Genomic DNA, 24,759 nt, shown 5'->3' on the forward strand with positions numbered 1-24,759 from the left:
CTTTCTAGTACCATTCGTCCGGCATCCGCGCCTTGCGCCCGGATACGAAGTCCTCAAGCGCTGCCTGAATGCCGGGTTCCATGTCGGGTTGTTGATAGTCGTTCAGCATCTGATGCCACCGCGCGGTGGCGCGCTGATCAGCGGTAAGTGCGCCATTTTCAGACCAGGTCTCGAATGGGCCGGCGTCAGATATCTGTGGTTCAAAATTCGCCGTCGTGTAGTGGCGCAGGGTGTGACTGGTGGACAGGAAATTTTCGCCTGGACCCGTCTCATAGTAGGCATCCCGGCCAAATGCCTCGTCATCGGTATCGAAGCCCTGCAAAAGTTTCAGCATCGCGCCGCAATGGTCGAGATCCATGATGAACTTCTCATAGGACATCACAAGCCCACCTTCGAGCCAGCCTGCTGCATGCCAGACCTGATGCGCACCTGATAGCAGCGTGGACCACATCGCGTCGGTGCTGTCCTGCATGGCTTGTCCGTCCGGGGCGTTGGACGCGGTGATCTGCCCTCCGCCAGAGCGCACCGGCACGCCAAGCCTCCGGCCCATTTGAGTCAGGGCCATAGTGGTCATGTTCGCCTCGGGCGATCCAAAGGTCAGGGCGCCTGTCCGCAGGTTCATGCTGGAGTGGAATGACCCGAAAACCACCGGACAACCAGGCCGCACCAATTGCGCCAACGCGATGCCCAACATGGCTTCGGCTAGCGTTTGTGCCGCCACCGCAGCCGGAGAAAGTGGCCCCATGGCGCCGGCGAAAATCGCGGGAGAGACACAGACACACTGGCCCGCCTCTGCATAGATGCGCAGAGCTGAGGACATGGTGTCATCATAGATCAGCGGTGAGTTGACGTTGATGTTGGCCTGCATCACCGCGTGCCGGTCCATGACGTTACGGCCAAAGACGATGCGTGCCATCTCGATACTGTCCCGCGCGCGTGAGGGTGCCGTGACAGAGCCCATGAAAGGCTTGGTCGAGAGGGTCAGATGCGCCAGCATCATGTCGAGATGGCGCTTGTTGACCGGGATATCTGTCGGCTCGACCACGGTGCCGCCGGAATGGTGCATGGCGGGCGCAAGATAGGCCAGTTTCACAAAATTGCGGAAATCCTCCAGTGTCGCATAGCGTCGACCCTTTGCCAGATCGCTGACAAAAGGCGAGCCATATCCCGGCATCAACACAACGTTGTCGCCGCCAAGCGTTACGGTTTTGGCCGGGTCGCGGGCATGTAGCTGAAATTCGCTTGGGGCCGTGGCGCACAGCGCGCGGGCGTGACCCGGTTCAAACCTTACACGTTCACCGTCAACCCGCGCGCCCGCCTGGGCGAAGAGATCCAGCGCCGTTTGGTCCCCACGGAATTCGACACCGATCTTGTCCAATATCCAGTCGGCCTGATCTTCGATGCGGGCCAATGCCGTTTCATCCAGCAAATCGTATGCAGGTATCTTGCGGCCGGTGAACGGCGTGCTCTCGCAACGTGCGTTGTGACGAGACAGACGGCCACGGCGCGCGCTGCTGCGGCGACCCTGAGGTGCTGACATACCTGCAGTTGCGTTCAAAGGCTCCAACGCCATCTCTCTTCTTTTGGCTCTGAACGTAGATGATGTTCATAAAAATATAATTGGAAATCGAAAAATTCTGTTCTCTGCGTATAAATAAATTATACGCTAAATTATGTCTGCCCGTTTTCATCACCATGATCTGCTGAGGCTTTTCGCCGAGATCGCTCGCTATTCCAGCTTTTCGACGGCGGCGGAGGCGCTCAATATGACAAAGGGCGCGATCAGCTATCAGATCAAGACGCTTGAGGCCGATCTGGGGTTGAACCTCTTCCAGCGCACAACGCGCGGCGTCACTTTGACCGGAGAAGGTCTGAAACTGTTGGCGATCTGCCAGACGCGATACGACGAGATCGAAGCTGAAATTCAGGCGTTAAAGGGGGCCTCGACCCGCTCTCTGACAGTTGGCGTTTCGACCTATTTCGCGGCGCGCTGGTTGTCGCCACGCCTGATGACCTTCATGCAAACACACCCGGACGTGCAGCTTCGCATTCAGCCGATGATCGAGTTCTCACAAGTCGAGATGCAGGATGTGGATCTTGCAATCAGGTGGGGCAACGGGAATTGGAACGATGGCACCGTGACACCATTCATGCCGATGCCGCCCTTTCCGGTTGGCAACGCCGATGTTGCGGGCCGGGTGGAACGGCTGGGGATCAGGGAGGCAGTCACAGAACTGACACTGCTGCGCGATCGCGAAGACAGCAACGCCTGGTCTGAATGGTTGGAGCTTGCGGGCCTGCCGCCGCAAGCGCGGTGCGACGTGCTGATCGTGCCCGATCCCAATGTGCGGGTTCAGGCGGTGATCAACGGTCAAGGGATCGCATTGATGGATGATCTGGTGGGCGATGAGTTGGCGGCAGGCAAGCTTCATCCGCTGTCAGATATCGCGCTGTCGGACTATGGCTACTTCATCGTCAGGCCGGATCGCGCAGCGGTTTCGGAACCGGCGACATTGTTCTCAGATTGGTTGCTGGATGCCGCTTCAACCCGCAACCAGTCCACGAACGCATCAGCGCCCTGAGCCATTTGCCGATCAACGAAATGTCACCGGGATTGGCCCCAGTTGTTATTGAACGCCTCATTGAATCGGTTCGGAATTTGCAAACGGACGGGTTGGGGATCCTCTTGATCGAGCCATTTACCCAACTCGCCCTTACCGGTTGGCCCTCGGTTTGGGTCGGAATAGTTTCGGCGGACCTGTTTCAGGGCGTGACCTTCGGGACAGACATATTGATCGTTCGCTGCATCCCACCCGAAATCCGCCCGCGTCCAGGTTCAGGCACGCTATCGCAGGCCCTGCCCCTCTCAGGTCTATGCAGAGGCCAGCCGTTCCATAGCGTTTATGAGGGGCATCGCCCTGACGCCTCCTTGCCCCGGAACCTCTCTGTCGTCTGCATAGACAAGGATACGTTCCGAGACGTCCAGTTCTTCTGTCGCGATGTGAAACCCACGCGTTACTTTCGCCGATGTCGTCCGCTTGATCTCAATGGCCCAGAGGGCGCCGCGGGGAAGTTTCAACATCAGATCCACCTCAGCCCCCGCTGAAGAGCGATAGAAGCTTGCTTCTGTTCCGCGCGGTGCCGAAGCAATCAGGTTTTCAATACAGAATCCTTCCCAACTGCCACCGACAACTGGATGCCCCAGCAGGTCTTCCTGTGTTTCGATCCCAAGAAGCGCATGGGCTAGACCAGAATCGCGTATATAAACTTTGGGAGACTTGACCAGACGCTTCCCGGCATTGGAATGCCAGGGCGGTAGGCGACGCACCAGCATCAGGTCAACCAGCAAGTCAAGATAACGCGCAACGCTCTGGCCGGAGACTCCCAGGTTTCCAGCGAGTTTTGCCGCGTTGAGTAACCCGCCTTGCTCATGGGCGAGCATTGTCCAGAACCGACGCAATGTCTCTGCCGGAATGCGCAACCCGAAAGCCGGAACATCGCGTTCCAGATAGGTGCGGATGAAATTCTCGCGCCACGCCAGGCTGGTCCGGTCGTTCTTTGCCAGGAAGCTGTCTGGAAACCCACCCCGCAGCCAGAGTGCGGAGAGCGCGCCGGCTCCGGTTTCCGACAAGGTGAAAGGCGTCAGCTCGTGGTAACTGACACGTCCCGCCAGGGACTCTGCGCTTTGGTGCAGAAGCGTGTTCGAGGCCGACCCGAGCAACAGGAATTGACCAGCCCGATGCCCTTGCCTTCGCCGCCGGTCAATTTGACCACGCAAGGCCTTGAACAGGTCCGGCATAAGTTGAACCTCATCAATCACCACCAGGCGGCCAACCTGTTCATCGAGATAAAGGTCGGGCTCTTCGAGTACCTGTCGATCAGCAGATCTCTCCATATCAAGATAGACAGCATCACGGCTTTCAGCGATATCCTGTGCGAGCGTTGTCTTCCCAACTTGCCGCGGCCCAAGCAGGACTACGCCCGCCTGGTTCTCCAGAGATTCTTCAACTGATTTTTTGTCACTGCGCTCAATCATACCCTGCATTTATTCCATTCAATGGAAGATTTACAAGGATAAATTTTGAGAGTAGTTTCCCTTTCGGCTTTCAAATCGGTGTAGTCATCCATTTGCCGCGAACACGTACACATGTCTCGCTCATGCGCCAGGAGCTCAGCGTTTCTTTGATTGCGCTCTCGCTGCGATCACCGGTGAATGCTTTACAACCCACCTGTTGAGAGTGGCATGATCCACCTGCACGCCGCGCTCAGCCATGATCTCTTCCAAGTCACGATAGGACACCGTGTACCGCAGATAGAAGTACACGCGTAGAAAACTTCATCTTTGGGGAAGTGGCAGCCTTTCAATGAGATCATGTTGAAACCTGTTCAAAAAATATTCGAGGGCAACAAGCGTCAGATCACGCATGTTCATCAACTGGGCGTCGGAGTTTGCGACACATCCAACTAGAGTTGTGTCGCCTAGCCCTATCTGAGACTAGGTCGAGGTAATCGGGTAGCGCCTCCCCTCACATTGGTTTGACATCTGACGCCTGCTATTCAGCCAAACGGGGCAGCGGTGCCTCAACTCAGCATGTTCTGGTGTTTTTCAAAAATCCACGAGCAACGACGATTTCGCGGGCACCCGCTGCGGAACTCGTTTAGACACTGCTTATGTCCGGGCCAGTGTCAAAGAATGTTACGTTTAAGCAGCTTCGTGCCTTCGTTCAGGTGGCGAAATGTGGGTCGTTCAGCAAGGCGGCGGAAGAGTCGGCCCTATCGCAGCCTGCGCAGACTCTCAGCGTTCAGCAATTTGAAGAAAACGTTGAGGCGGCGCTGCTGCAACGCACCACACGCTCTGTTTCTCTGACAAGGCAGGGGGAAGAGTTTCTGCACAAGGCCGAAACCATTCTGAACGATCTGGATGCGGCCATTCTGTCGGCGCGGTCCAGCGCCAGAAAACAGCGCAACCGGGTTCGGATCGCCGCGTTGCCATCGGTGGCAATCCGGATACTGCCGCAGATGATCCGGGACTACGCGATCATCGCGCCTGATGTGACCATTCACATTCAGGACGACAACGGGCGCGGGGTCGAAGCGCAGGTTCAGAGCGGGACAGCGGATTTTGGCATCGTCAACAACTGGTCGGGTTCGAACGCGCTGCAATACGCACCCTTTATCCGGGATCGGATGGGCTTGATCTGCCGGGCGGATCACCCGTTGGCCCGGCGCAAGGATCGACTGACATGGGCTGACGTTAGTAATCAGTCCTTTGTCGGGATGGCGTCTGACACCGGGATCAGCCGGGTAACGGCTGGCGTGACCGGGCTGCCCGACTCTGTGACTGAACCCGAATTCAACGTCCTGACCATTGCGGCGCTGGTGGGTATTGTCGAACAGGGTGGGGCGGTGTCGGCTTTGCCTGCTCTGGCGTCACCGGATTATCTGAACCCGTCTTTGGTGTACCGAACGCTTACCGAGCCTGACCTCTATCGCGACCTGTGCCTTGTAAGTGCCGCCGCGCGCCCTTTTTCCGGGGCTGCGCAAGGGGTTCTGAGATATCTTCAAACGCAGTCTCACAAGATTTCAGCGCTGTTTCCGAACAATACGGTGCAGGTTGGGTACGATTTATAAATAGCACAAATAAATCCCCAAAAACTTCAAATTTTACTTAGAACCGGAGTCCAGCGAAACATTCCCTCAACGCAATTCAGACGTAGGAGGGTCAAAATGCTTGCTGCAATCTCCGACAGAATGCGCCCCGAGGCCGAGGTCATGGACCTTGCCCGGCTTGGGTCGCTGCATTCGTCGACACTCAGCTTTATGCGCACATTGGTGCGCCGGATCATGAAAGAGGAATGGTCCATCGACCGCCAGTGCTTTGATCTGGACAATGACGGTTACGGTACCGCGATCTATCGCATCGAAACGCCGAATGATGTGTTCAGCTTTGTGCTGTTTTCGAACTACCTGTCTGACGAAGACCGCAATGACCGCGTGATTGCCACGACCTGGGATCTGACCATGGCCCTGTGCGAGGGCGAGGTGGATGACATCTGGTTGGCAGACATGCGCCGCAATGTCCCCAAGCAAGAGGCCGGGCGCGTCGATGCCCGCGTTTTCAGCCTGTCGCGTGCCAACCGCAGTTCGCGCCTGTTCAGCTATGTGCTGGATGAATTGTGCGCGGGGCGTTAGCCCGATGCCGAGCGGATCGCTGATGTGGGCTATCTTTATCGCACCACCGCGGTTTACGGCAGCGGCAAGCTTGGCATGGCCGATTGGAACAAGGTGCGGGTCAAATTCGCCGACTTCAACCGCCCCTTCGCGCCCGAGATGTTCATTTGCTATATGCTGCGTCAGTTCAGCCTGGATCAGGTGGATCATATCGCCAAAGCCCGCGCGCCCGAAACTGCTGTTGCGCTGGACGACCGGCTGAAACGGTTCTTTGGCATTGGTAATTCGACCGGTCTGGGCATGGCCCCATATCTGGTGAACCACGGCGAGTAGCTGAGCCAGTGGATCGAAATGCGTGAAACCGCGCTGGCGCAGGTTCTGCACAAGGCGACGCCCACCGATTGGCGGATCAAACTGTTCCATGACCTGATCGACCGGGCCGAGCAGCATTTTGCCGAAAGCCGCACCGGGGATGAGGAACAGATCGAACACAATCGGGTTCTGATCGCGGAGCTCGCCGAGGTGCGCGATTGGCTTTTTGTCCAAAGCGAGGCGCTGGAAACCTGGTCGGTTTTGTCCAATCACGCCCGCGCTGCCTGGAGCCTTGAGACACAGGAACTGATCCATGCGCTGTGTTTGGAAATCCATCCCGAACTGGTGAATGATCTGGAGGACAGCTTTGCCGTCATCCCGAACCCTGTCATCGACCCGGACATGACCACCGCCCAACTGCGCGCCCTGATCGAAGACCGTTATGACTGGGCGCTGGTCATCGACTTTTCGAAGTCCGAACATTCAGACGCGTTCTGGTATCGCTCGGAAGAAAAGCTGGAACCGCGTTTGGGTTTTGCCGGTGCCGATCCCGGGGTGGAAAAGCAGATGCCGCTGCCCATCGGTCGCCGTGTCCGCGCGTGCTATGACGTGCTGTTGGAAGACCTTGAGGAACATCCTGACAGCGATGTAATCCACTTCCTGCTGCGTCGCCCGGCGCTCAAAAGCATTGTCCGGCGCATCCAGACCATGAGCAAACACAAATACGCGGAAATACGCGCCAACCTTGCGGACCGGGACGTGCGTCCCATGGATTTGCTGCGCTGCAAACTGGCCTTCTTTGGCGTCAGCAAGTTCGACCCGCGTTCAAAGTTGTGGGTGTGCAACACGATGTACCAGGGCGCGCCTCTGATCGATGACATTGGCCACACTTATGAAAGCTGGTTCCTGCCGCTGAAGCCGCAGATCGAGGAGGCTGCAGCATGAAAGTATCCCGCAACGAAATGATTGCCGCCCTGTCCCGCGCTTATGAAGGGGCCGGGTACGAGATCGGAGATTACGAGGACGCAGCCCAACTGGTCGCATGGTCGCAAATGGCAGGTCTGGGCGGGTTCGACCGCGTCACGCTGCCGCCACTGGCCCCCAAGGGTGGCGCGACCCCCCGGCTGGTGTTCGAAAACGACGACATCGCCGTTCTAGATGCCGGAGGCGCGGACGTCTGCGAACATGGCTCACTGGCCGCTTACCTGATGCACTCCAAAGCCAACAAGACCGGCTTTGCGATCGTCGAATTGGCCAATTGCCGGTATCCGGGGCTGATCCTGCGCAGCTTGTCGCTGGTTGCACAACAGGGTGTGTATATCTCGGCCTATTGGAAGGATCGGGCCGGATCGCATGGGGCCAGCTTTGAAAGCGGTGCAATCTTCCCGCATTATTGGCGGGTCGACAATGCCGATGACAGCAAAGAGATCTCGACTGCCACGATCATCTGCACCAACCAGCCCACCTTGCTGGCGGACGCGGTGACACGTCAGGTTGAACATCCAGAGCTACGGCGCCATGAAATCTCGACCGCGCAGTTTGCTGCCAATTATAATCACGCGCTGGAGCAGGGGATCGAGGTTGACCCCGATCACTGGGATGCCCTGAACGCCGCCGCATGGCCCATCCTTGTGCCGACCGATGAGCATTCGCGGGCGGGTGCGGGCCCGGGCTGAGACAATACCGGTTACACTCTGAACGGGCGCAATGCGCCCGTTTTCTATGTCAGGATATAGACCGTGGGCTTAAGCAGTGTAGCGGTTCTTCCGGGCGCGCATAAGCGCGGCTCGCAGGACCCGTAGGTCCTTGCAGGCGGTGTTCCCATACACGATTTCCCAGATTTGGTTTTCGGGGCGCTTACGTAGTCGAAATTCAGGTTGATGAGCGAGCATAACGCTTTCGGGATCAAGCTGCGAATATGACATTTTCTCAGACCTCTGTCGGTGTTCCGTGCCAAGCTGGCACGAAGAGCTTCGTTAAAAGGAGGTCATAGCAAAACGGCAAGATTATGATCTTGAACGTTTTTTATTGGTCGGAGTGAGAGGATTCGAACCTCCGACCCCTGCCTCCCGAAGACAGTGCTCTACCAGGCTGAGCTACACTCCGACCGTGGCGCGGGTCTATACGCGGTGGGGTGGGGGTGCAAGGGGGATTCTGAGCCGGGCGAAAGGATGTGTCGCAAACTCTGAGGCCCATTTGACGAACTTTGCAGTTAAGATACAGGCTCTTTTGCAATTCGCTGTGGTTTAAACTGATGACTTCACGGCACTAAGCGAGGACGGCAGCCTACATAGCCTCTAGGGTGTGAGCGAGGCCATTTCGGATGTGATCTTCCAACAGCTTCTTAGCCATGTCCGCGTCTCTGATCAATGCGGCATCGAACATACCTTTGTGTTCCTTGACGGCCTCTTCGCCGCGATAGGTCAGGACGAGCATCTGATACCGCAGATACTTGTCGTAGATGATCGAGTGCAGAGACAGAAGGTTCTTGGACTTGCAGGCCGCGATCATCGCTTGGTGGAACTCCCAATCATATCTTTTCCAAGTCTCTTTCTCGGACTCGTCGCCCCTGAGAAGTTGTTGTTCCATCAGGTGTAGTTTGTGGTGAGCGGCAACAAGGTTGCCTTCCCAATCCGTGTCGCCGTTCGCAATGGACAGCTCCAAGGCGTGGCGCTTACCAACCGTTTTGACGAACCAGCAGGTGTTGTTGCAAGCTTCTTTGTCAATCCTCGTGAGGTGTGCGTGTTTCCCTCAGGTCATGAGCTTGAGGGGAAGGAACGAATAACGATCAAAGACTTGGAGGGCGTGCCATTGATCGGCTACCGTCCGGCTAAGCCGCACTATGCGCCGCTACGTGATGATCCTCGCTGAGACGTTGCACATTTTTATCTAGCGCTCAGGTCAGGGGGTCGGTTTGGTAGAGCTTCACTTTGGTGCCGCCATGATCGACCACGGGGCCGGCTGACAGGTCGGGCAGGCGTGTGGCACGGGCAAGGGAGGGGTTGCTGGTGACGATCCCGACGCGCCAGCCCTGAAAGCGAGAAATCAGGGTTTTGCCCAGGCTGCCGTATAGCGCACGCAGACGTTTTTCGTCGCCGATACGGGCACCGTAAGGTGGGTTCACGATCACAAGGCCGGTCTGATCGCCGATGGGATTGATGTCACTGACAGAGCGCTGGGCGTACTGAGTGACATCTGAGACCCCTGCCTGTGCCGCGTTGGCGCTGGCGGCCTCAATTGCGCCGGCATTGCGGTCCGAGCCGTGAAAGGCCAGAGTTGTCTCGGTGGTCGGGCCGGTCTGGCGCAGCGCTTCAAATGCGGTGGCATCAAAGCCTGCCAGATCTTCGAATGCGAACCGGCGGGATCGACCGGGCTGCAGGCCAAGGGCGATTTCTGCCGCTTCGATCACAAATGTGCCCGAACCGCACATCGGGTCCAGCACCGGTTCAGATCCGTCAAAACCGCAGGATCGCAGAAACATCGCTGCCATGGTTTCGCGCATCGGTGCCTTGGCTACTGCGGGTTTGTGCCCGCGCTTGTGCAGGGGGTCTCCGGATGTGTCCAGAGACAGTGTGCAAACATCTTTTTCGATCCGCAGCATCACGCGCAGATCAGCATCCGTGGATAGGGATGCGCCCAGTGTTTCGGTGATCGCGCGCTCGATCCGCTGGCGCGCGGCACCGGCGTGATAGATGCGTGACTTGCGGCTGGTTGCTTCAACCTTCACAGGAATGTCGGGACGCAAGAATTCGGACCAGGGAAACTTGCGCGCGCGCTTGTCCAGTTGCGCCAGATGAACCGCTGGGAAACTGCCGATGCGCACCAGGACCTTGTTGGCGCCGCGCAGACACAGATTGGCGCGCCAGACCTCGGACCAATCACCCCGGCAACTGACCCCGCCCGCCACGCGGTGCGCATTTGCGAATCTTTTCTCAACCGCTTCGTCAAAAAGCGGTGCTTCAAGGCCAGGTGTGGCCGCCAGAAAGATTTCGAACAAACCGGGTGTTTTCATTCGGGTTGCTTACACCGGATACAAATCAGGCGCGATACGCTTTTTTTGTGCTAGATTGCGGCCCAGATGGCGGCCTGTTCAGAAAGTGAAGCGGTTATCGGTTTTTCGGCGGTAACAGGTTTGCGTTTCGCGTCCCGCGCGCGTAAAGGGTCCCTGATCGAAGGAACGCTGGCGGATTGCAGAGGGGATTTGGCGCAATCGTCCCCCTGAAATGATGTGGTTCGCGCTATCTTGTCCCTGAACCAGCGGGCAAGATAGTCGGCGTAGGAAAAGAGGCTTGGAAGACCGTAGCGACATGCAAACTTTCAAACTGAAAAAAGGGATGGAATTGCCGGTTCAGGGTGCACCTGAGCAGGAAATCCATCCAGGGCCGGAATTCAAAACCGTGGCCGCACTGGGCGCAGATTATCTGGCGCTCAAGCCGCGTATGCTGGTGCAGGAAGGCGATGCGGTTCAACGCGGCACGCCGTTGTTCTGCCATAAGGATGCGCCCGAGGCGATGATGGTAGCCCCGATGACCGGTAAGGTCGTCGCCATCAATCGCGGCGCGCGGCGTGTGCTGCAAAGCGTGGTGATCGAAGTGTCGGACGCCAATGATGCTGGTGTCGATTTCTCAGGCGTTGGCAATGCGGATACTGCCGAGGGTGTGACCGAGAAGCTATGCGCGGCTGGTCTGTGGACGGCATTCCGAACACGACCCTATTCTAAGATGCCCGCGCCGGGCACCAAGCCGGCAGCCATCTTTGTCACCGCGATGGAATCCGAGCCATTGGCCGGCGATGCCGCAGCGATCATCGCAGATGCGGGGGATGCCTTTGCTACGGGTCTTGCGGCCATCGCAAAGCTGACCGAGGGCAAGACATATCTGTGCCACAAGGACGGCGACAGTATCCCCGGTGCGGATGTAGCCGGTGTCGAAGCCGCTGCCTTCGCAGGCCCGCACCCTTCAGGTCTGGCCGGTACGCATATCCACTTTCTTGAGCCGCTGGCGGGTGACAAACAGGTTTGGACCGTCGGGTATCAGGACGTGATTGCCATCGGTCGCCTGATGCAGACCGGGCATCTGGACCCGAATATTGTCATCGCGCTGTGCGGCCCAGGTGCGCGGCAGCCGCGGCTGATCCGCACGGTCATGGGTGCATCGACTGATGATCTGACCCGCGATGAGGTCAATGTCGACGGCACGCCCCGGATTATCTCGGGCTCGATCCTTTCGGGGACACAGGCCGAGGGGCCAACCGCCTACCTGGGTCGGTTCGCGCGGCAGCTGTCGATCATTCGCGAAGACCACGATCAGATCCCGCTGGGATGGATTCGTCCGATGCCGTCGAAGTATTCTGTCCAGCCCGTGCTTGGGTCCGCCCTGTCGAGAAAGCTGTTTCCGCTGACATCGAACCTGAATGGGGGTCGCCGAGCGATGGTGCCCACCGGCGTGTTCGAGCGGTTGATGCCGCAGGACTACCTGCCAACGCAACTGTTGCGCGCGCTTTTGGTGATGGACACCGACACCGCTCAGGCGTTGGGCGCATTGGAGCTGGACGAAGAGGATCTGGGCCTTGTCGGCTTTGCCTGTCCGGCAAAATATGAATATGGGCTGGCGCTGCGCGACTGCCTTGCAAAGATTGAAAAGGAGGGCTGAGCCACATGGGTTTGCGCAGCTTCTTTGATCGGATCGAGCCGAACTTTGCCAAGGGCGGCAAGTACGAGAAGTATTTCCCCATCTACGAGATGGTTGAAAGCTTCATCTACACTCCGAAGACTGTCACCACTGTCGCACCGCATGCGCGGTCGTATATCGACATGAAGCGGATCATGACCTACGTCGTGATTGCGACGATCCCCTGTATCCTGTGGGGGATGTACAATACCGGCTATCAGGCGAACTCGGCCATTGCGCTGTTGGGGCCTGAATCGGCCACCGGATGGCGGATTGCCCTGCTGCAGATGTTTGGCATCTCGCTGGACCCCAGCAGCATCTTTGCCAATGTGATGCACGGGCTGACCTATTTCCTACCGATCTACATCGTGACACTTGTCGCAGGTGGTATCTTCGAGGTCATCTTTGCCACCGTGCGCGGCCACGAGGTCAACGAAGGTTTCCTTGTCACCTCAATGCTGTACACGCTGATCATGCCCGCAACCGCGCCTCTGTGGCAGGTGGCTCTGGGCATCATTTTCGGCGTCGTGATCGGGAAAGAAGTCTTTGGCGGAACCGGCAAGAACTTCCTGAACCCGGCTCTGGTTGGTCGTGCGTTCCTGTATTTCGCTTATCCGGCCAGTATGTCCGGTGACACGGTCTGGACGCCGGTCGATGGCTTCTCGGGCGCGACTGCTTTGTCCGTCTCCGCGTCGCAGGGCTTTCAGGCGCTGGCGGCTGATGGCATCACATGGTGGAATGCCTTCTTCGGTTCGATCCAGGGCAGCTTCGGGGAAACCTCAACGCTGGCCTGCATGATCGGTCTGGCCTTCCTGCTGGCCACTAGGATCGCCAACTACCGCCTGATTGTTGGCTGCTTGGCAGGTACGATTGGCTTCACATTGCTGCTGAACCTGATCGGTTCGGACACGAACCCGATGTTCGCGATGCCTTGGTACTGGCATGTGGTCATCGGTGGCTATGCCTTTGGTCTGGCTTTCATGGTGACCGAGCCGGTTTCGGCCAGCCACACCAACATGGGTCGCTACATCTATGGCGCGCTGATCGGTATCATGGTTGTGATGATCCGCGTCATCAACCCGGCTTTCCCCGAAGGCATGATGCTGGCCATTCTGTTCGGCAACGTCTTTGCTCCGCTGATCGACTATTTCGTCGTGCAAGCCAACATCAAACGGAGGGCGCGTCGCCATGTCTGATCCGCAACCTCAAGAACCCAAAGGCGCGATTGCCCGGTTTCTGGCGGCCTCGCCAGACTCAGTCGGCAAGACGATTTTCATCGCGGTCGCAGTCTGCCTTGTAGCCTCGATGGTCGTATCCGCCGCCGCCGTCAGCCTGCGCCCGGTGCAAGAGACCAACCGTCTGAAGGACAAGCAGGTCAACGTTTTGCAGGTGGCAGGTGTCTTTGAGCCTGGCATCGACGTGACCGAAGCCTTTGCCGCGTTCGAGCCGCATGTTGTGGAATTGTCCACCGGTGATTTCGTCGATGACCAGTTCGACCCGGCCACCTTCGACGACATTGCCGCTGCCAGCGATCCTGAGCTGAGCGTCGCGCTGGACGATGATCCAGCGGGCATTGGCCGCAAGTCGAAATACCGCGTGATCTATCTGCTGCGTGACGACGCGGGTGGTCTGGACAAGGTGATCCTTCCGCTGCACGGCTACGGCCTTTGGTCCACACTCTATGGCTTCATCGCTTTGGAGAATAACGGCAACGATATCTACGGCCTGCAATTCTACCAGCACGGTGAGACCCCCGGCCTTGGGGCCGAGGTGGACAACCCGCGCTGGAAGGCTCTGTGGAATGGCAAGAAGCTGCGAGACGACAATGGTGATCTGCAAATCACTGTGTCGAAATCCCAGCCGGCCGCCGGACCCGACTTCTATATCGACGCGCTGGCGGGTGCAACTTTGACCTCGGTTGGTGTCGATAACCTGGTGAAATTCTGGATGGGTGACGCGGGCTACGCTCCGTTCCTGGCCAAACTGCAAGCAGGAGAGTTCTGATGTCCCAGACCAAGAAAGAGATGCTGGTCGACCCGCTTGTCGACAACAACCCAATCACGCTTCAGGTGCTGGGCATTTGTTCGGCACTAGCGGTGACCTCGTCGCTGCAGGTGTCGATGGTGATGGCGCTGGCGGTTATCTTCGTGACCTCGTTCTCGTCCTTCTTCATCTCGTGCCTGCGCAACCAGATCCCCGGCTCGATTCGGATCATCGTGCAGATGGTGATCATCGCCTCGCTGGTGATCCTGGTGGACCAGATACTCAAGGCCTATGCGTTCGAGATTTCGAAAACCCTGTCGGTCTTTGTCGGTCTGATCATTACCAACTGTATCGTGATGGGTCGCGCCGAGGCGTTTGCGATGAAGAACCCTCCGGTGGCGTCATTCATTGACGGCATGGGCAACGGCATGGGCTATGGCCTGATCCTGCTGCTGGTCGGCTTCATTCGTGAGCTGTTCGGTGCCGGGTCGCTGTTCGGTGTCACCATTCTGGAGACCGTTAACAACGGCGGCTGGTACGTGCCCAACGGCATGTTGCTACTGCCGCCCTCGGCGTTCTTCATCATCGGTCTGATCATCTGGGCCTTCCGCACATGGAAGCCGAACCAGGTGGAAGAGCGTGAATACAAAATTCAGCAGGTAGAGGCCCACTGATGGAAGGTCTGATCTCACTGGCCGTAAAGGCCATCTTTGTCGAAAACCTCGCGCTCAGCTTCTTTCTGGGGATGTGTACCTTCATCGCCGTGTCGAAGAAAATCTCGACCGCGCTGGGTCTTGGGATCTCGGTCATGGTTGTGCAGGCGATCACCGTGCCTGCCAACAACCTGCTGCTGAATTACCTGCTGAAACCGGGCGCGCTGGCCTGGGCCGGGTTCCCGGATGTGGACCTGACCTTCCTTGGCCTGATCTCTTATATCGGCGTGATTGCGGCCATGGTTCAGATCCTTGAGATGGTTTTGGACAAGTATTTCCCGCCGCTCTACAACGCGCTTGGGATTTTCCTGCCACTGATCACGGTGAACTGCGCGATCCTGGGTGGGTCGCTGTTCATGGTGGAACGGGATTACAACTTTGCCGAGGCGACCACCTATGGCCTGTCTTCGGGATTTGGCTGGGCGCTGGCGATTACCGCGATGGCGGGCGTTCGCGAAAAGCTGAAATACTCGGACATCCCCGATGGTCTGCAGGGTCTGGGTATCACCTTCATCACCGCAGGGCTGATGGCGATGGCCTTCATGTCCTTCTCGGGCGTGAAACTGTAAGGAGGGGCGGATGGAAACCTTTGGCTTAGGCGTCGTTCTATTTACCCTGATCGTTCTTGGTCTGGTGGCCATCATCATGGCGGCCCGGTCTAAACTGGTGTCCACAGGCAACGTGAACATCACCATCAACGGTGAGAAAACCGTATCGGTCCCGGCGGGTGGCAAGCTGCTGCAAACCCTGGCGGCTGAAAAGCTGTTCGTCCCGTCGGCCTGTGGCGGTGGTGGCACCTGCGCCCAGTGCCGGGTGAAGGTGCATTCCGGTGGCGGCTCGATCCTGCCGACCGAAGAAAGCCATATCACCAAACGCGAGGCTGCATGCGGTGATCGCCTGTCCTGTCAGGTTGCGGTCAAGCAGGACATGGATATCGAAGTCCCCGAAGAAGTCTTTGGCGTCAAGAAATGGGAATGCACCGTGCGTTCGAACGAGAACGTGGCGACCTTCATCAAGGCCCTGACTCTGGACCTGCCCGAAGGCGAGGATGTGAACTTCCGCGCGGGTGGCTATATCCAGATCGAAGCGCCTGCGCACCAGTTGAAATACACCGATTTCGACGTAGAGGATGAATACCGCGAAGATTGGGATCGCTTCAATCTGTGGCAATATGAGTCGGTTGTGAACGAACCAATCGAACGCGCCTATTCAATGGCCAACTACCCGGATGAAAAAGGCATGATCATGCTGAACGTCCGGGTTGCCTCGCCGCCTCCGGGTTCAGAGGGTATACCGGCGGGTCAGATGTCGTCCTATATCTTCAACCTGAAACCGGGTGATAAGGTGACGATCTCGGGTCCGTTTGGTGAGTTCTTTGCCCGCGATACCCAAAAAGAGATGGTCTTCATCGGCGGTGGCGCGGGCATGGCCCCCATGCGCAGCCATATCTTTGACCAACTCAAGCGTCTGGAAAACCGCGATCGCAAAATCAGCTTTTGGTATGGTGCGCGGTCGAAGAAAGAGATGTTCTTTGTCGAGGATTTCGACCAACTGGCCGAAGAATTCGACAACTTCGAATGGCATGTGGCGCTGTCAGACGCGCAGCCCGAGGATGATTGGAAAGGCTATACTGGCTTTATTCATAACGTCCTGTTCGAGGAGTACCTCAAGAACCACCCCGCGCCTGAAGATTGCGAGTTCTATATGTGTGGACCGCCAATCATGAACCAGTCGGTCATCAACATGCTGCTGGATCTGGGTGTGGACCGCGAAGACATCATGCTCGATGATTTCGGCGGGTAAGAGACAAAAAAAGCCGACGCATCATGCGTCGGCTTTTTTTGTTGGATTCAGACCGCGTCAGAGCCTCAAGTCACTCGCGTCCCTTGGCAGGCAGGACTTGATGTCGAACACCACGCTGTTGGATTTACCGTAAGATCGGAATGTTGACGGATCAGCGTCTTTGTATTCCTGATGCGCCACGGCCAAAATGACCGCGTCGTAAGTTCCGTCCCGAGGGGAACTTAAAAGCGAGAGGCTGTATTCAGCTTCCGCTGCGGCGGGGTCGGCATGGGGATCGTGGACATCAACGCTGATGCCATAGCTCTGTAATTCCTCAATGATGTCGACCACGCGTGTGTTGCGCAGATCGGGGCAGTTTTCCTTGAAGGTCAGCCCCATGACCAGAACGCGGGACGCGCCGACGTTGATGCCGTTGCGCGTCATGCGTTTGACCAGTTGAGATACCACGTAGCTGCCCATCCGATCGTTCAGCCGCCGCCCGGCCAGGATGATCTGAGGATGATGGCCAACGGCCTCGGCCTTGTGGGTCAGGTAATACGGATCAACGCCGATACAGTGGCCGCCGACCAGACCGGGGCGGAAGGGCAGGAAGTTCCATTTGGTGCCTGCGGCGCGCAGGACGGCGTCGGTATCAATACCCATCCGGCCGAAGATCATCGCCAGCTCATTCACCAGCGCAATGTTCAGATCGCGTTGGGTGTTTTCGATCACCTTTGCAGCCTCGGCCACGCGGATGCTTTCGGCCTTGTGGGTTCCGGCGGTGATGATCCGGGCATACAGCGCATCGACCAGATCAGCCACTTCGGGGGTCGAGCCCGATGTCACCTTGCAGATATCCGCGATCCGATGGGTCTTGTCGCCGGGGTTGATGCGTTCCGGGCTGTAGCCCGCAAAGAAATCCGTGTTGAAGCGCAGGCCGGACATACGTTCCAGCACTGGGACGCAATCTTCCTCGGTCGCGCCGGGATAGACTGTTGATTCATAGATCACCAGATCGCCGGGTTTCAGGACTCCGCCCATGGATTCCGACGCCGCGAGCAGGGGTGACAGATCCGGCTGCTTGCCCGCTGTGATCGGAGTAGGAACGGTGACAATATAGGTGTCACAGTCCGCAAGATCTGCGACATCTGTGGTGAAGGTCAGACCGGCGGCTGCGGTCAAATCTTCGGGCTCAACCTCTTGCGTGGCATCGTGACCAGCGCGCAGCGCGTCGATGCGGTCCGGGTTGATGTCGAACCCGATGACCGGGCTGATCTTGCCAAAGGCCACCGCCAAAGGCAGGCCCACATAGCCCAATCCAATGACAGCGATCTTGCGGGCATCGGGGTTCGTTTGCAGCATCCAGGTCTCAGTCTCTATTTGCCGTGATAGTCCCGGAACCACGCGACAAACCGGGCGATCCCGTCTTTGAAATCGGTTTGCGGACGGTAACCAGTCAGCCGTTGCAGCAGATCGGTATTGGCCCATGTGGCGGGGACATCGCCCATCTGCATAGGCATATAGTTTCGGATGGCCTCTTTGCCTATCGCTTCTTCAATGGCTTCGACGAAATCCATCAGGCGCACCTTGTCGCCATTGCCGATATTGACGACGCGATAGGGCGCAACCGGGGACAGGCTGTCCCCCTCTTCAATCTGATCGGCGCTTTCGGGCCGCACGGGCGGCACATCGATCAACAATCGGATGCCCCGAACCAGATCGTCCACGTTTGTGAAATCACGATACATGTCGCCGTGGTTATAGATGTCGATCGGACGGTCATCCAGAATCGCGTCCACGAACTTATAGAGCGCCAGATCAGGCCGTCCCCAAGTGCCATAGACAGTGAAGAACCGGAACATCGTTGTCGGCAGGTCCCACAGATGCGCATAGGAATGGCCCATCGCCTCATTGGCCTTTTTGGTGGCCGAGTAGATGGTCAGCTGGGTATCGGCCTTTTCGACCTCGGTAAACGGCATCTCTTCGTTGGCACCGTAAACCGATGAAGTCGAAGCCATCAGAAGATGATCGACCTGGTGGATGCGCGCGGCCTCCATCACGTTGAATGTACCTACAACGTTGGAGTTAATATAGCTGCGTGGCTCCTCCAGGCTGTAACGGACCCCGGCTTGTGCGGCGAGGTGAACGATAATATCGGGCTGAAAGTCGTCGGCAACTTTCATCAGCTGTTCGTGATCTTCCAGCATCGCCTCGGTCGCGGTGAAACCGGGGGTTTGCATCAGCATCTGGTGGCGGCGCTGTTTCAGGGTGACGTCGTAGTAGTCGGTCATCCCGTCATAGCCATGCACCCGGAACCCTTCTGACAGCAGCAGCTTTGCCAGATGGAAGCCAATGAACCCTGCGGTACCGGTGATCAAAACACGTTTCATGAAACCCTCGAACACAATAAAACTCTGCGCATCAGGGATACTTTCCCCAGCGCAAGGTCAAGCAGATTTTCCCATTTTGCGGCTATTCGGCCAAGCTGGTCGATTAGGTGCACGCCGAAACGCCACCGGGAATTGCCGATTGTCGCCAAGGGCGGGCCGGGGTAGGGAAGGCGTGTGATGATTAGGGATTGGATCAAAGGGCTGTTTCGTCAGCGCGACGCGCAAGCGTCGGCGCCCGCCATGCCCGAAATAGCACCGGACCAGCCCTTTGTCGCCATTGGTGACATACACGGACGGCTGGATTTGTTGCAGGATTTGCTGCCCCGGTTGGACGACAGTTGCCCCTGGGTTTTCGTGGGCGACTATATTGACCGCGGTGCCTACAGCGCTCAGGTCTTGCATCAGCTGCGGCATCTCAGCGAAGCTTCGGGCGGGCGGGTCACCTGCCTGCTGGGCAATCACGAAGAGATGCTGTTGCGCTTTGTTGACGATCCAAAACGGGTCAGCCGCCTGTGGTTGCAAAACGGAGGTGTTCAAACGCTCGCCTCGTTTGGCATCACCGGCGTGGCCGAGGCCATTTTAGGCGAACCGGCGGTCGAGATTGCAGAGAGATTGCAGCAGGTCATGGGTGAGGATCTGTTAAGCTGGCTCCGGGATCGTCCCCTGACCTGGACCAGCGGCAATGTCACTGTTGTTCATGCAGCCCTGGACCCGCGCCATCCCGTTGACGCACAACCGCGCGATATTTGCCTGTGGGGGCATCCGATGCTGTCGCGCGAGCCCAGAGAGGATGGTCAATGGGTGCTGCATGGGCACACCATTGTTGATCAGGCGCGGGCGGAGAACGGCATTATATCCATCGACACCGGCGCTTTTGTCACCGATCGCCTGACAGCGGCTGAGGTGTTTCAGGGCGGGGTGCGATTTACCGCGACCTGAGTGCGGTCAGCCCACGATCATCTGCTTCATACGCAGGGCTTCGTATTCCAGTTCCTGCAACCGGAAATGCACCACATCGCCGATGGTGATCACACCGCACAGAGTGCCGTCGCGCAGGACGGGCATGTGACGAAACCTGCCTTCGGTCATCGTTTTCAGAACGTCATTCAGATAATCATCGGGCGAACAGGTTTTGACATCGCGTGTCATCAGGTCCTCGACCGATTGGGGCAGGGTCTGGCCGGGCGTATCGGCCATGCGGCGCACAATGTCGCGTTCCGACAGAATACCCTGCAGCGCCCCGTTCTGATCCGTCACCAGAACCGCCCCGATCCGCTTTTCCTTGAGCGTGTTGACCACGGAATGGATCGTCTCATTCGGGCGTACGGAAAACACATCACCTCCTTTACCTGTCAACAGTTTGGCCACTGTTGTCTGCGCATGCGACAGGTTCGATTCTGTCGACTGGCTGTAGGTCGACTTGTCAGCCTTGTCGCCGCGCGAGGGGGACTGATACGAGGTTGGAGCCATAGGCATTCTCCTTCCGGGGTATTGTGTGTCTTTCCCTTTCACCTTAGCGCAGCTAAACGACCTGTATAGGGTCCAATTGCCTGAAAGGCGAAAAACCGGACTTGGACAGGAGCCCGAAGACGTGAGCGATCTTTATCTGACACCACCGATTGCAGCGCTGATTTTCTTTGCCGTGGTCGTTTGCGGGCACAATTTCCGCCTGGCCTGGAAACAGCAGCCCGAAGGGTGGCAAAGGCGCGCGTGGCTGTTTGGGGTGCCTGCTGGCGTTGGCCTTTTGATGCTGGGCTTTTTGCCGCTGAAACTGTGAAGCCGGTTTGACTCTGGCACAGGTGGCTGGCATATGCCGGGCACTGATTTTCCCGGAGACCACCCCATGCGTCTGTTGCCAGCATTGGCCCTTGCAACCGCTCTGACCGGTTGCCTGTTCGACAAGGAACCCGAAGTTGTTCACCTGTCTGGCGAGACGATGGGCACAACCTTCAATATCACCGCGATTGGCGAGGATTTGGATGAGGCGGCATTGGCCGCAGCGGTCGAAGAGTCTCTGGCTCAGGTTAATGCAAAAATGTCGAACTGGGATCCGAATTCCGAAGTCTCGACCTTCTCAACCTCGACCAGCACGGACCCTGTGGCTGTGTCGGACGAGTTTGCGTTGGTCATGGCAGCGGCCAACGACGTGCATGAGAAAACAGGCGGGATCTTTGATGTTACACTCGGCCCGCTGATTGAATTGTGGGGCTTCGGACCACGCAAACCCGAAGATCCGGTGCCATCCGACGAAGATATCGAAACAGCACTAAGCGGTGTTGGTCAGGCTCGGTTGCTGACATTGGACAGCGCTGCCGGCACTTTGGCGAAATCCGATCCAGCCGTGGGGATCAATCTGTCCGCAATTGCCAAGGGGTACGGCATCGATGCAGTGGCAGGAACGTTGCGCGCCGCGGGGATCGAGGATTATCTGGTCGAGATTGGTGGTGATCTGGTTGCCAAGGGACAGAATGACAAAGGCGAGGCCTGGCAGATTGGTATCGAAAAGCCTGAGGCCGGATCGCAAACCGTGCAACTGATCGTTCCGCTGAATGATCGTGGCATGGCCAGCTCGGGCGACTACAAGAACTTCTTTGAACAAGATGGCGTGCGCTATTCACATATCATCGACCCGGTCACGGGCCGTCCGATCACACATCGGACAACCTCGGTCACCGTTCTGGCGGAAAACGCCATGATGGCCGATGCCTGGGCGACAGCCATGCTGGCTTTGGGGCAGGAAAATGGGCTGGCGCTGGCAGAACAGCATAAACTTGCCGTGTATTTCATCTCGCGGGATGTGACAGGCGGCGATGATGCCTATATTACGGTCCATAGCAGCGCGTTCAAAGACGCGTTGGGAACCGACTGACGGGTAGGAACCGAGATGAGCACTTTCATTCTAGCCTTTGTTCTTCTGGCACTTGTCATGGTTGGCATGTCACTGGGTGTGATGTTGATGGGTAAAACCATCAAAGGCAGCTGCGGTGGCCTGAATGCAATCTCGGGCGCGGATAAATGCGTGGTTTGCCATAAGGATATCGACCCGGACAGCCCGCTGCGGGATCAGTTGCAATGCAAACGCGCAAAGAAGATGCTGGAGCAGATGGAGCGACAATCCTGATTGTCGGGCTCTAACTACGACGCGCTTTCCATTGCACATAGCGCACCATGCCGCGTTCCAGCAGGTTCGGCGCTTTGCCATCGTCCAGATTTAGACCACCGCCCCCTGCGCGATACATCTCGGCGAATACATCCAGCACTTTGGATTTGACCATCCCGCGTAAGGGAACATGGGCCAACATGCCATAGGTCGCGGCGCCGCCGGTTTTGGCCAGATCGGGATTTGCCCGCACGGTGGCAACCGCCTGTGCCAGATCAGCCAGATATTCATCCGCCACATGCAGGTGTTTGGCGGTGACCATACAGTGGATGCCATCGGGATTCTGGACGCGATTGATGCTCCAGCCCGCGCGTTCCAGCTGATCCGCCACTGCATAAATGTTGAGATTCGGGTCGGTTGAGCCATAAGCCAGCAAGGGCCCTTGGGGATTGCCAAGAATGCGCAAGCCGTCCATCGCTGCAATGCCCGATTTCAGCTTTTCGACGGCTTCGGTTGTGTCTTTGGCCAACTGGCAATAGCCCTCGACCCCCAGTTTCTGCATGACGGCCCAGGCGGCAGCATAGGCCCCACCAGGCCGGGTGCCCAGCAGGGCGGGTGAGGCAAAAACCCCTCCTGGCCAGTCCTGGCAGATGAACATCTGATGCTTAAGCAGGTCGAGATTGCGGTAAAGGATGGTCGAGGCCCCTTTGGCGGCATAGCCGTATTTGTGCAGATCAGCTGAGATTGATGTCACCCCCGGAACGCGGAAATCCCAGTCGGGCAAGTCAACACCGTTCCGCTCCATAAACGGCAGGATCAACCCGCCGACGCAAGCGTCGATATGCAGGGGAATGCCCTTGGATTTGGCGATCTCCCCCATTTTGGCAATTGGGTCGATCGTGCCATGAGGGTACTCGGGGGCCGACCCTAGGATCATCACAGTGCCCGCGTTGATCATGCGGCCCAGCCGGGAGATGTCAGTCGCCGGATCCGGCGTCATCGGCAGCAGGCGTGCTTTGACGCCGAAATACTCGGCCGCCTTGAACCAAGCCACATGCGCGGTCTTTGGCAGGATCATGTTGGGCCGTGTCACCTTGCGCTGTTTGCGCGCCATGTCGCGGTAGGTTTTGACCGCCATAAGGCAACTTTCCGTCCCGCCTGCCGTGACCACGCCACAGGTATCCGGCCCGCCGTGCAGCAACCCGGCCATGGTCGAGATGATCTGGGTTTCCATGCGTTTCAGGCTTTGGAACGCGGCGGGGTTCAGCCCATTGGCCGATGAGAACGCGCTGTAAGCTTTGGCGGTGAAGACGTCATGATCGTCATCCAGATGGTAGACAAGGCTCCACGTGCGGCCCTCACGATAATTCGGGTCATCCTCGGCAAAGGATTTGAGCTGATCCAGTATCTCATCCTCGGGGCGACCCGCCGCAGGCAGTTTCTGATGATCCAAATCCTATCCCCCTCTGGCCAGAAGCAGCGCCAGTGAAATGCCCAGATAGTTCCCGATGGCAAAACCCAGAATGCCGGTTGCCATGCCCGACATCAAGATCGCGGGGTTGCGTAAACTGCGCGAGATCATGGGGACAAAGGCGGGCGACATGACGGCGGCAACCGATGTGATCAGGAATGTGTCCCGGTCAATTCCCGCGATCCGGGCGAACAGCGCGTGCAGGGCGAAACTGCCGAATGTGGCGATCAGGACAAACCCCAGAACGGTCAGATCCATGTCCTGTAGCTTCGCCAGATCCATGGACGCGGCAACACTGAATGAGAATATATAAAGCAGGAACATACCCATTTCAGGCGCGGCCCGGTTCTGATGCAGCGATGGGGTGAGTGATCCCAAAAGGCCCAGTGTTGTCAGTAGTATAACGATCACTACGGGCTGAGCGGCAAAGCTGATGGCCTGCGCAAAGATCAACGCGGCCGCAACACAAAGCGACGCTGCTAGAAAGGCGATGATGCCATGCAAGTACAGATTTGGCTTTGTCGCCTCGCTTTCTGGCGATTGGTCTGCATCACGGTCGCCAGTGAAGGGTCTCAGGAACAGACCAAAGACCGCAGGCGCAAGGGTCAGCACAAACAACAGATAGGCCGCGCCGACGACCGTATCGACCGTTGCAAACAGCAGATAGCGGCCCTCGGGAATATCCAACGCCAGTTTGATCGCGCCCATGTTCGCCAGACCGCCGGTATACATACCGACTGCCATACCCGAAAGCTGCTCGGCCTGTTCGGTGCCTGTGGCGCTGAAGGCAAAGAACAGCCCTGTGGCGACAAGCCCAACCGCAAGAACAGCCAGTGCCATGGACAGCAACGCAGACCCGGCCACGCGGCCCCAGGCTCGCAGGTTGACGCCAAACAGCAGCAGGGGTAGGGCCAGTCCCAGGCTTGCTTCGATCACGGATTCCCTAAGTTGCTGTGCGGCTTCGGGTTGCAGCCCGGAAACCCCCAAGGCTAGCCCGGCCATGTAACACAGAACAATCGGCCCGATACGCCCGGCCAAAGCCCAGTGCCGCGCCAATAGCATCAGTGCGGCGGGCGCCAACACATAGATCAGGGCAAAACCCGAAAGTCCTGTTTGCATGACTGTCCTCTTCCTCAGGACCCGAGACTAGGCGGCCCGGCCCTGATCA

General features: G+C 57.8%; 26 protein-coding genes, 1 tRNA gene and 1 pseudogene. 17 read left to right on the forward strand and 11 right to left on the reverse strand.

Features of this window, described 5'->3' with window-relative positions:
• Positions 1-4: 4 nt before the first annotated feature.
• Positions 5-1,573, reverse strand: coding sequence for a trimethylamine methyltransferase family protein (locus AC2FFE_RS03885; RefSeq protein WP_496845918.1), 1,569 nt, complete (start codon positions 1,571-1,573; stop codon positions 5-7).
• 100 nt (positions 1,574-1,673) lie between these two features.
• Between AC2FFE_RS03885 and AC2FFE_RS03890 the strand changes: the two genes are divergently transcribed.
• A complete protein-coding gene (locus AC2FFE_RS03890) occupies positions 1,674-2,582 on the forward strand; it encodes a LysR substrate-binding domain-containing protein (protein WP_496845919.1) in 909 nt (302 codons plus the stop codon).
• 290 nt (positions 2,583-2,872) lie between these two features.
• Here AC2FFE_RS03890 and AC2FFE_RS03895 read toward each other — a convergent pair whose 3' ends face one another.
• Entirely contained in the window at positions 2,873-4,045 is a 1,173-nt protein-coding gene (locus AC2FFE_RS03895; protein ID WP_496845920.1) for an ATP-binding protein, read from the reverse strand.
• Between the two features lie 79 nt (positions 4,046-4,124).
• Positions 4,125-4,374 (reverse strand): annotated as a pseudogene (locus AC2FFE_RS03900) (transposase family protein); the annotation flags it as partial.
• A gap of 309 nt (positions 4,375-4,683) precedes the next feature.
• Here AC2FFE_RS03900 and AC2FFE_RS03905 point away from each other — a divergent pair.
• The 5 genes from AC2FFE_RS03905 (at position 4,684) to AC2FFE_RS03925 (ending at position 8,159) form a co-directional block, all read left to right on the forward strand.
• Positions 4,684-5,631: a LysR family transcriptional regulator gene (locus tag AC2FFE_RS03905; protein WP_496845921.1), complete on the forward strand. Its 948-nt coding sequence runs from the start codon at positions 4,684-4,686 to the stop codon at positions 5,629-5,631.
• A gap of 96 nt (positions 5,632-5,727) precedes the next feature.
• Positions 5,728-6,192, forward strand: coding sequence for a hypothetical protein (locus tag AC2FFE_RS03910; protein WP_496845922.1), 465 nt, complete (start codon positions 5,728-5,730; stop codon positions 6,190-6,192).
• Between the two features lie 24 nt (positions 6,193-6,216).
• A complete protein-coding gene (locus AC2FFE_RS03915) occupies positions 6,217-6,504 on the forward strand; it encodes a hypothetical protein (protein ID WP_496845924.1) in 288 nt (95 codons plus the stop codon).
• Between the two features lie 18 nt (positions 6,505-6,522).
• Entirely contained in the window at positions 6,523-7,428 is a 906-nt protein-coding gene (locus AC2FFE_RS03920; RefSeq protein WP_496845925.1) for a hypothetical protein, read from the forward strand.
• The gene (locus tag AC2FFE_RS03925; protein WP_496845927.1) at positions 7,425-8,159 is read left to right on the forward strand and encodes a DUF3726 domain-containing protein; all 735 of its coding nucleotides are present in this window, start codon (positions 7,425-7,427) and stop codon (positions 8,157-8,159) included. Before AC2FFE_RS03920 ends, AC2FFE_RS03925 begins: the two co-directional genes overlap by 4 nt.
• Positions 8,160-8,512: 353 nt before the next feature.
• Here the strand turns inward: AC2FFE_RS03925 and AC2FFE_RS03930 are convergent.
• Positions 8,513-8,589, reverse strand: a tRNA-Pro gene (locus AC2FFE_RS03930).
• Between the two features lie 180 nt (positions 8,590-8,769).
• The gene (locus AC2FFE_RS03935) at positions 8,770-9,147 is read right to left on the reverse strand and encodes an FCD domain-containing protein (RefSeq protein WP_496818262.1); all 378 of its coding nucleotides are present in this window, start codon (positions 9,145-9,147) and stop codon (positions 8,770-8,772) included.
• Between AC2FFE_RS03935 and AC2FFE_RS03940 the strand changes: the two genes are divergently transcribed.
• Positions 9,088-9,354 carry a hypothetical protein gene (locus AC2FFE_RS03940; RefSeq protein WP_496818307.1) on the forward strand — a complete coding sequence of 89 codons (267 nt, stop codon included), beginning with the start codon at positions 9,088-9,090 and terminating at the stop codon, positions 9,352-9,354. The two genes, AC2FFE_RS03935 and AC2FFE_RS03940, sit on opposite strands and share 60 nt — an antisense overlap.
• 25 nt (positions 9,355-9,379) lie before the next feature.
• On the opposite strand, the gene AC2FFE_RS03945 is transcribed toward AC2FFE_RS03940, so the two are convergent.
• Positions 9,380-10,495 carry a THUMP domain-containing class I SAM-dependent RNA methyltransferase gene (locus tag AC2FFE_RS03945; protein WP_496818261.1) on the reverse strand — a complete coding sequence of 372 codons (1,116 nt, stop codon included), beginning with the start codon at positions 10,493-10,495 and terminating at the stop codon, positions 9,380-9,382.
• Between the two features lie 295 nt (positions 10,496-10,790).
• On the opposite strand from AC2FFE_RS03945, the gene AC2FFE_RS03950 reads away from it, so the two are divergent.
• Genes AC2FFE_RS03950 through nqrF form a run of 6 tightly spaced genes read left to right on the forward strand, consistent with a single transcriptional unit; the run spans position 10,791 to position 16,651 of the window.
• Positions 10,791-12,134: a Na(+)-translocating NADH-quinone reductase subunit A gene (locus AC2FFE_RS03950; protein WP_496846223.1), complete on the forward strand. Its 1,344-nt coding sequence runs from the start codon at positions 10,791-10,793 to the stop codon at positions 12,132-12,134.
• Positions 12,135-12,139: 5 nt separating this feature from the next.
• Positions 12,140-13,348 carry an NADH:ubiquinone reductase (Na(+)-transporting) subunit B gene (locus AC2FFE_RS03955; protein WP_496845928.1) on the forward strand — a complete coding sequence of 403 codons (1,209 nt, stop codon included), beginning with the start codon at positions 12,140-12,142 and terminating at the stop codon, positions 13,346-13,348.
• Positions 13,341-14,156, forward strand: coding sequence for a Na(+)-translocating NADH-quinone reductase subunit C (locus AC2FFE_RS03960; RefSeq protein ID WP_496818258.1), 816 nt, complete (start codon positions 13,341-13,343; stop codon positions 14,154-14,156). The genes AC2FFE_RS03955 and AC2FFE_RS03960 overlap by 8 nt, the downstream gene beginning before the upstream one ends.
• Complete coding sequence (locus AC2FFE_RS03965) at positions 14,156-14,809, forward strand: NADH:ubiquinone reductase (Na(+)-transporting) subunit D (RefSeq protein ID WP_152460184.1); 654 nt, start codon at positions 14,156-14,158, stop codon at positions 14,807-14,809. Before AC2FFE_RS03960 ends, AC2FFE_RS03965 begins: the two co-directional genes overlap by 1 nt.
• Positions 14,809-15,417 (forward strand): NADH:ubiquinone reductase (Na(+)-transporting) subunit E, encoded by a 609-nt coding sequence (gene nqrE, locus AC2FFE_RS03970; protein ID WP_039526851.1) that lies wholly within the window; start codon positions 14,809-14,811, stop codon positions 15,415-15,417. The genes AC2FFE_RS03965 and nqrE overlap by 1 nt, the downstream gene beginning before the upstream one ends.
• Positions 15,418-15,427: 10 nt before the next feature.
• Positions 15,428-16,651, forward strand: a complete 1,224-nt coding sequence (nqrF, locus tag AC2FFE_RS03975; protein ID WP_496818257.1) for an NADH:ubiquinone reductase (Na(+)-transporting) subunit F — start codon at positions 15,428-15,430, stop codon at positions 16,649-16,651.
• Between the two features lie 57 nt (positions 16,652-16,708).
• On the opposite strand, the gene tviB is transcribed toward nqrF, so the two are convergent.
• Positions 16,709-17,992, reverse strand: a complete 1,284-nt coding sequence (tviB, locus tag AC2FFE_RS03980; RefSeq protein WP_496845930.1) for a Vi polysaccharide biosynthesis UDP-N-acetylglucosamine C-6 dehydrogenase TviB — start codon at positions 17,990-17,992, stop codon at positions 16,709-16,711.
• A 14-nt stretch (positions 17,993-18,006) separates the two neighbouring features.
• Positions 18,007-19,020, reverse strand: a complete 1,014-nt coding sequence (locus AC2FFE_RS03985; RefSeq protein ID WP_496818255.1) for an SDR family NAD(P)-dependent oxidoreductase — start codon at positions 19,018-19,020, stop codon at positions 18,007-18,009.
• A 177-nt stretch (positions 19,021-19,197) separates the two neighbouring features.
• Between AC2FFE_RS03985 and AC2FFE_RS03990 the strand changes: the two genes are divergently transcribed.
• Positions 19,198-19,959 (forward strand): metallophosphoesterase, encoded by a 762-nt coding sequence (locus AC2FFE_RS03990; RefSeq protein ID WP_496845931.1) that lies wholly within the window; start codon positions 19,198-19,200, stop codon positions 19,957-19,959.
• Positions 19,960-19,965: 6 nt separating this feature from the next.
• On the opposite strand, the gene AC2FFE_RS03995 is transcribed toward AC2FFE_RS03990, so the two are convergent.
• Complete coding sequence (locus AC2FFE_RS03995) at positions 19,966-20,490, reverse strand: CBS domain-containing protein (RefSeq protein WP_496845932.1); 525 nt, start codon at positions 20,488-20,490, stop codon at positions 19,966-19,968.
• Between the two features lie 121 nt (positions 20,491-20,611).
• On the opposite strand from AC2FFE_RS03995, the gene AC2FFE_RS04000 reads away from it, so the two are divergent.
• The 3 genes from AC2FFE_RS04000 to nqrM all read left to right on the forward strand — a co-directional run bounded on the left by AC2FFE_RS04000 (position 20,612) and on the right by nqrM (position 22,141).
• Positions 20,612-20,797, forward strand: coding sequence for a hypothetical protein (locus AC2FFE_RS04000; RefSeq protein WP_496845933.1), 186 nt, complete (start codon positions 20,612-20,614; stop codon positions 20,795-20,797).
• Positions 20,798-20,863: 66 nt separating this feature from the next.
• The gene (locus AC2FFE_RS04005) at positions 20,864-21,889 is read left to right on the forward strand and encodes an FAD:protein FMN transferase (protein ID WP_496845935.1); all 1,026 of its coding nucleotides are present in this window, start codon (positions 20,864-20,866) and stop codon (positions 21,887-21,889) included.
• 15 nt (positions 21,890-21,904) lie between these two features.
• Positions 21,905-22,141 carry a (Na+)-NQR maturation NqrM gene (gene nqrM / locus AC2FFE_RS04010; RefSeq protein WP_496845936.1) on the forward strand — a complete coding sequence of 79 codons (237 nt, stop codon included), beginning with the start codon at positions 21,905-21,907 and terminating at the stop codon, positions 22,139-22,141.
• 10 nt (positions 22,142-22,151) lie between these two features.
• Here nqrM and AC2FFE_RS04015 read toward each other — a convergent pair whose 3' ends face one another.
• Together AC2FFE_RS04015 and AC2FFE_RS04020 are read right to left on the reverse strand one after the other, a co-directional pair.
• A complete protein-coding gene (locus AC2FFE_RS04015) occupies positions 22,152-23,573 on the reverse strand; it encodes a pyridoxal phosphate-dependent decarboxylase family protein (protein ID WP_496845937.1) in 1,422 nt (473 codons plus the stop codon).
• 3 nt (positions 23,574-23,576) lie between these two features.
• Positions 23,577-24,710, reverse strand: a complete 1,134-nt coding sequence (locus tag AC2FFE_RS04020; protein WP_496845938.1) for a DUF819 family protein — start codon at positions 24,708-24,710, stop codon at positions 23,577-23,579.
• Positions 24,711-24,759 lie beyond the last annotated feature (49 nt).

It is taken from the genome of Ruegeria sp. YTSA168, from assembly GCF_059610045.1.